A 6,866-nucleotide genomic window follows, 5' to 3' on the forward strand; every position below is an offset into this window, starting at 1 on the left:
GATTTCCATGGCAAACCGGAAACAGCTCCGCCATGCCAATCTTTTTTTGCCGAAGGGTAACTTGCCTTATACAGGTTTGTGTTTTGTTTATTGTTAAGTTTCGCCGCGCAATTTTGCCTCGTTATACCTGCCTCTGAAATTAGCACCCATAATGACTGGTTATTAACTTTATACAAAGCAGGATACCCCCAATCACCGTTCCCCTTTGCAGTAGTTCCATCGGTATTAAGGGGGAAAAAATTCTCATAGGATTGATCAAACGGCTGCATCCATCTTGCCGTACCTTTAGGAATTACATAGGCTGTCGCTTCATCTTTAATCAATAAACTGGAGTCTGAGTGATTGGGAAAAGTATACCTGAACGCAATCCCATCGTTATAAACCCTAAAAGTAATATTCAGTGGCTGTTTTGAGGAATTCTGATAGTTAACTGTTTTTTCGACGCCAAAATTTTCGCAAAGCTTTCGCTTTCCGGTCAGCATTTCATATTTGTCATGAACTACGACAGGCTTGCTCTCGCCAATGAATTTGAGATTGGATACGAATTGCTGATCCTCTCTTAATATACCTAATGGTGAAGCCGGCAACACTTCAATATAAGCTCCCTTACTTTTATACAGTACCTTAAAATAAGCCTGACCTAAACCTCCCTGGCCTGCCTGCTGCATTTCTACAACAACTTTAATTTTTTTATCAGGAGATAAAACTTGTTGGGCGTAACCCACTGACCCTAAAAAAAGGCTCATAATTAATAATAACCTTTTCATCTTATTATTTTATAAAATTTTGATCCTTCATTTAAAATATCTTATCCATCAACACCCATTTCTTACCATCCATGGCCCGGCGAAAGGGTTCTTGAATTCCCACATTAATTTTTCACATTCCTGAACTTTAGCATTTGCTGCATTCATAGCTTCCTTACGGCCAAACGAAAAAGACACATCCGTTTCCATGATCGTAAATAGGCTGTTACCCATGCGATAAATTTCCATTTCTACCGGCGGCTTAATTATCTCCTTTATTTATGGTCTCGCCATAAAATCTCGCACAATTAAGGCAGTCTCCGGTTTCAATACCGCACCTGTATTCAAGGTCTGGCTCATTTATTGGTTGGCTTATAAAGGCTGTAGCAAATAACCCAGTAAGGCTATTTGATTAAAACAAAGTTAATTAAAGCTACTCTCGAAGAATTACACCAAACAGACTTTATTTTATACAAAACCGCCTTAAATATAAAAACATAATCACTAAATTAACAAGAAGAACAACAATCAGTCGAATAAAACAAATATAATCAACTGAATATATTTACATTAACTACATCATTATAATAATAATACATCGCACCGTACCTTTTACAAAAACAATACAAATCAGACATTACTTTAACTTTGCAATCCGAAACCGGTTTTTATGTGCCGAAGAATTCTAAAGCTGCCTTTTTCTTTACTACATGTTGACCATGTCTGGCTGTGAGCTTATAAAGTGACCCTCAACCGAAATTCGGTTAACTGATGCCTTTAAAACCTAATGCCGTTTTTTGATGGCTTTGCGCCCCGGAAATAACCGAGGCTGTAAGCATAATAACATTAAGATATATTTCCAATTTTTTCATTTTTATGTCGAGCGAAACTGACCCGGAGCATACCGGGCCAATAGTGCGTTGTGTCAATGAATTTCGTGCCGTTAGGAAATTGGTATCAATCCTGCCGGTGGTGAGCCGTAAATACCCTTTCCGCTCTGTAACAGACATTCTCACGACATAAATTTAAACAGGCTCTTACAAATCGCATAGTTATAAATCGAGCTCCGGTTAAGATATCTTATCCTGCTATTTAACCGGCGTAAATTTGTACAGAACCACTCCATGCATCGGAACCTTCACCGAAAGAGCCCCTTTGTCCGCATGGATTGTTGTAATGTCTTTCTGACGCCAAAGATCACGCACCTTTTGCTTTCCTGAAATACCAAGTTTATTCAGATCCTTGTAAGAGATATCCACTTTCTCCAGACCGAAATTGCAAAAGCCTACTGCACGACTGCCATCCTCCAATTCTTTTACATAAATGCGCAGATCTCCGATAGTCTGAACACAGGTAGCCTGTTTGCCAAGAGCATCCTGATTAACAGCAATAACTTCATCGTTTGTTAATAAATTCAGGGTAAAGGCATCCAGCTTTTCCATATCGCAACCAATTAGCAGAGGCGCAGAGAAAAGGCTCCAAAGGCTGAAGTGAAGATACTGCTCATCTGGTTTAAGCATGGTGGGATGCGGACTGCCCCAGCCTACTGTTCCTACAACCAGCATGTCCGGATCGTTCCAGTTTCCGGGTTTAGCCCAGGCTGCAGACTGATCCTGAGCTAATGCAATGCTTTTAACGTTAGACCAGTTGTCTGTTATATCATTCGTTGTACGCCATGTGTTTCCACCTACCGAACCGCCCCATTTCCAAACATCCGACATTCCGTACTGACACAAGCTGAAAACAATGTCGCGGGGTTGCTGACGGATATAATCTCCCATTATTTTGTATGGTTTTATGGCGGTAGACAATTGATAACCTCCGTTGTAAGATATAGAGACTACTTTGTTTGGGTCGTTATCAGGTATTCCATTTAGCACTCCTCCATAGCTGCACCAATCGTATTTCAGGTAATCGAAACCCCATTTGGCATAACTTTCGGCATCTTGCCGCTCATAACCATAGCTACCGGCACCGCCATCACAGGTCCAGGGACCAGGACTGGAATAAATGCCGATCTTTAAACCTAAGCCATGCACATAGTCTGTCAGGGATTTCATATCTCCAAACCTTTTATTAGGAACTATATTACCAGCTTCGTCCCGGAACTTACCTTGCTGGGAAGGATCTTTCGAATCGCGGTTATTTTGCCAGTAGTCGTCAATATTTACGTAATTCCATCCGTAATTTACAAGTCCGGTTTTCACCATTACTTCCGCAGCGCGCTTGACTTTCTCAGCAGAAACTTCTCCGGCGAAACAATTCCAACTGTTCCAACCCATTGGCGGGGTAAGTGCAATTTTATCACCACAGATAACTCGTAAATTTTTTTCGGCTACACCTTTCGCATTCTTTGCCTTCAATTGAATAACGTAAGTGCCGGCTTTTACAAGCTTGCCAGTGATAAGTCCTGTTTTTTGATCCAGCTTTAGTCCCTGAGGCAAACTGGTAACCATAAAGGTCATTGGTCGGTCTCCGGTGGCAGGTACCCTAAACTGAAACGGCGAGCCCGGCCGAACACCGAAAACGCTTGCGCTATTGATCTTCGGTTTTGCCGATGGCTTAGGGGTAAGAATGTAAGGCTCACTTGGAACAGGATAATAAGTAGCAAAAGTTGCTACGCCAGCCGCCTCAAATTTTGCATCTGCCCAGTCGGCATGATCGCTGCTGTTACCGTTTCCTCCGTCTGTTACCAGCAGATAAAGTTTTTTCACACCCAAAAGTTTCACATTACATAGCCGGGCAGTATCATCTTCATGCATCACACCGCTCGACCAAAGCTTCGCTCCATCGCCGTATACAATAAACTCTACGGCAGACTGACGCCCTTTCACCTCAACATCAATGCCAACCTGCGCAGTAAACGAATTTGCCTTACCATCGAGCTGAATAAAAAGAGAGCTTTCTGCGTGCGTGCCGAAGCCACGCTCAAAAGTTTTGCCTGCGATGGTCATGATGTTGCCATCAACCGACCTGTTTTTTTTAGGTACGCCCCAGCCCTGCGAAGCCGTGCTGAGATCCAGTTGATCTAACCAAACAGTTTGTGCGGAAAGGGAACTTGTGCTTAATAAGCTGACGATAATAGCGAAAACAAGAGTAAATATGCTTTTACTTGCTGTATTCATTTTTAATTTATAATTGATAGGATGCGCTGGCTCGGCTGTATAAATGGCTTGTATATTCGGGTTTTGAGCCTGCGCCCCCGCTGTAGCAAAAAGAGCTATTACCTGCAATACTTTCTTTCTGATTTTCATTATTCTTCTAAATTTATGCGTGTGTGTATATATTATATATGATGTACCGGTCGAACAGGCTGGCTTTCCCGCCCAATAGTTAACCACCCTCCCGTTAAAAAAAATATTGATATCAAATGGAATCTGTTATATGAAAAAAGTCAAAGTCGGCCGCTCCCCCTATATTTTTTGTGGCGTAGTTAAACAAAGCAAAACGATAGCCCATGAAATGTGGGAAGGTATAAGCCATTTTTAATTGTGTGCCCAATGGTATCCACGTTTTCCCGTCCAGGCTATAAAAAAAATCTGCCGCGTCTTTCCTGTCCGTAAAATTGCATTCCGCCTTAAAGTATACTACCTTTTGGTTTAATGGGATTTTTTGTGCTTCTACAGGCTTTCCGGTGCTTGCATTGATCATGATGATAGCTTTGCTATCCCCGGTTATTTTTACACCAGCTAACCCGTAATTTTTTTGCAGAAGGCCCAAGCCCGCGAAATCACCATCTTTCATTTTAGAAATGTCGAGCGAAACTGTCCCGGAGCATACCGGGCCGATAGTGCGTTGTGTCAATGAATTTCGTGCCGTCAGGAAATTGGTGTCAATCCTGCCGGTGCTGAGCCGTAAATACCCTTTCCGTGCTGTAACAGACCACAAACTATTATCCGGGTTATGGTTCCATTGCCAAACCAGTGGTAATGCCCGTTCGCCTTTTTTACGGGTAAACTCGTCTGAAGCGACGATGCCCGGGATTAAACCTTTACCGGCCGGCAGGTCAAGTGTATCGGTCACTTTGCCGCCAGTGCCCAAAACGGGCCATCCATCCACCCACTTTACGGGAACCAAATAGGGAATGCGGCCCACCGAGCCATAATCACGGAACAAATAAGAATACCAGGCCCCGTTTGGCGCTTCAACCAATCCGCCTTGCGCCACACCCAGGTCCTGGAGGCCAATTCGTCCTTCGTACGGACCGGTGATCTTATCTGCCCGGTGTATGATAACAGTGCGTACGTGACCCGGTGGCCATGTAATATTGAAAAGATAATATTTGCCTTTTATCTTAAACAGCTGAGAGCCCTCAGGACCGAGGCCGGTACCGCCCGAAGGCACGTTTGCTTTTTTAATGATAATTTTGTCCGTTCCGCCGAGTTTTATACCGGAAAGATCGTCCTTTAATTCAACTAACCTTAAATCTCCGCTCCCGCTAATCATATACACTTTTCCGTCATCATCAAAAAACAAGGAGTGATCACCCAGGTCGGGGGTAAATGACCTGGCTTTCCATGGGCCTTTTTCGATATTTTTAGTGCTGTAAATGTGCATTTTGCCGGTATTTGCAGAAAATGTGCTTACATAATAGGTGCCATTATGGAAACGAATAGAACTTGCCCACGAACCCTCCCCATACATGTTTTTGCCATTTGTGAGATTTGTTGCATCAACATTTGCTAAGGTGTCATATGCATAACCCACCATCTTCCAGGTCACCAGGTCGTCCGACTTCATAATAGGTACACCGGGACTCATGTGCATCGTTGTGCTGCTCATGTAATAGCTATTGCCTACACGTTCTATTGATATGTCTGGTACATCCGCGTAAATAATGGGATTAGTGGCTTTTTGCGCATATAAACACGGCACTATAAGCGTGATAATTAAGGCCGTCGTCCATAATCTATAAATCGCATTTCTCATATTGACATTTTGTTTTTTTTGTCCTGGTATTCTTACCTGGTTTTATTTAGTTAACGTATTTATTTGAAGCATGCTTACGGAGTAGGCATCGAATGTTCTTGTAACTTTTTTACTGATCCCGCTTACCTTACTGATAACCGGAACTATTTTTACCGGATCGCTGATCGTGTTCGTATCTTCGGGTTTATCACCTTTTATTACTACCAGGGTACCTTCTGGTGACAAATTTCCGGCACCATTTAAATCGATATCAACCTGCTGCGGCTTTCCTGTTGCATTTACTACTTTAAGGAACAGTTTCCCCGTTTTGGTGTCCTGGGTAGCAACATAAAACATGCCTGGTATAGGTTTGGGCATGTTGTTCGCCGCACTGTCCTGTTTGGTGGCAGGCCGCGTTTGGGTAGGGATATTGGCGCCCGCTACAGGGACTACCTTATCGCCGATATAGCTGTTAAACATTACCTGTACATAGTATGATGGCGAACCAAAACTTGTCAATGCATCATAACCTATCAGGTTTGATTCCCATTGCCATGCTTTCGGCACGGTTGCGGTAGCCTTGTTTACATTTGCAAATAAAGGCGCATAGCATGAGCGGATAACCAGGTCCGAATTGCGCTCCATACCGGTCATCCACGCGGCATCGCCAAGGGCAGCATTCAAAGTGGTGGTGGGCATGCCTTCCGTTGTTGCCCATTCACCTACAAACACTTTATATCCTTTGCGGTCGTAGTTATCATAATGTGCTGCATCCTCTTCCATCCCCCAGGCATTGCGGTAATAATGTTCATCTACAATTTCGGGCTTGCGGATAGTTAATTTACCCCTGCTCCCAAGCCAGTCCTTGCCGCCCATGCTTGCAATACAGTGAAGGTTCGGGTATTTGGCTTTAATACCATCATAAAACTGGGCGTAACGTCCGTCATAGCTGCCAGACTCGTCAAACCCGTCTTCGTTGCCAATCTCCACATAGCTGAGTTTAAATGGCGCGGGGTGCCCATCTGCAGCACGCTTAGCGCCCCAGTAGGTGTGTACGTCGCCCGTAACATATTCAAGCTCATCCAGCGCATCATCTACATAGGGCTTTAAAAGCGGGCCTGCGTCCACATGGTCGCCATCGAGTGAATAGCCCGCATAAACGGCAAGCAGCGGTTCCATCTTCAACTCTTCGCACCATTCTAAAAATTCAAG

General features: G+C 43.7%; 6 protein-coding genes. All 6 read right to left on the reverse strand.

What is annotated here, in order from left to right; all coding sequences use genetic code 11:
- On the reverse strand, positions 1-767 hold a 767-nt coding region (locus AC1DO4_RS27365; RefSeq protein WP_477420944.1), incomplete at its 3' end, for a glycoside hydrolase family 97 N-terminal domain-containing protein.
- A gap of 48 nt (positions 768-815) precedes the next feature.
- Entirely contained in the window at positions 816-995 is a 180-nt protein-coding gene (locus tag AC1DO4_RS27370) for an L-rhamnose mutarotase (RefSeq protein ID WP_477420945.1), read from the reverse strand.
- A gap of 515 nt (positions 996-1,510) precedes the next feature.
- Positions 1,511-1,756 (reverse strand): beta-xylosidase family glycoside hydrolase, encoded by a 246-nt coding sequence (locus AC1DO4_RS27375; protein ID WP_477420946.1) that lies wholly within the window; start codon positions 1,754-1,756, stop codon positions 1,511-1,513.
- Between the two features lie 78 nt (positions 1,757-1,834).
- Positions 1,835-4,000, reverse strand: a complete 2,166-nt coding sequence (locus AC1DO4_RS27380; protein WP_477420947.1) for an NPCBM/NEW2 domain-containing protein — start codon at positions 3,998-4,000, stop codon at positions 1,835-1,837.
- Positions 4,001-4,112: 112 nt separating this feature from the next.
- Positions 4,113-5,675, reverse strand: a complete 1,563-nt coding sequence (locus AC1DO4_RS27385) for a glycoside hydrolase family 43 protein (RefSeq protein WP_477420948.1) — start codon at positions 5,673-5,675, stop codon at positions 4,113-4,115.
- Positions 5,676-5,717: 42 nt separating this feature from the next.
- The coding region (locus AC1DO4_RS27390) for an alpha-L-arabinofuranosidase C-terminal domain-containing protein (protein ID WP_477420949.1) at positions 5,718-6,866 on the reverse strand (1,149 nt) is incomplete at its 5' end.

This window comes from Mucilaginibacter sp. P5_A6, assembly GCF_056400585.1.

Bases quoted from the DNA above. Each gene is read 5' to 3' on its own strand.
- AC1DO4_RS27370 (WP_477420945.1), bottom strand. From the start codon at position 995: ATGGAAATTTATCGCATGGGTAACAGCCTATTTACGATCATGGAAACG.
- AC1DO4_RS27375 (WP_477420946.1), bottom strand. From the start codon at position 1,756: ATGTCTGTTACAGAGCGGAAAGGGTATTTACGGCTCACCACCGGCAGG.
- AC1DO4_RS27380 (WP_477420947.1), bottom strand. From the start codon at position 4,000: ATGAAAATCAGAAAGAAAGTATTGCAGGTAATAGCTCTTTTTGCTACA.
- AC1DO4_RS27385 (WP_477420948.1), bottom strand. From the start codon at position 5,675: ATGAGAAATGCGATTTATAGATTATGGACGACGGCCTTAATTATCACG.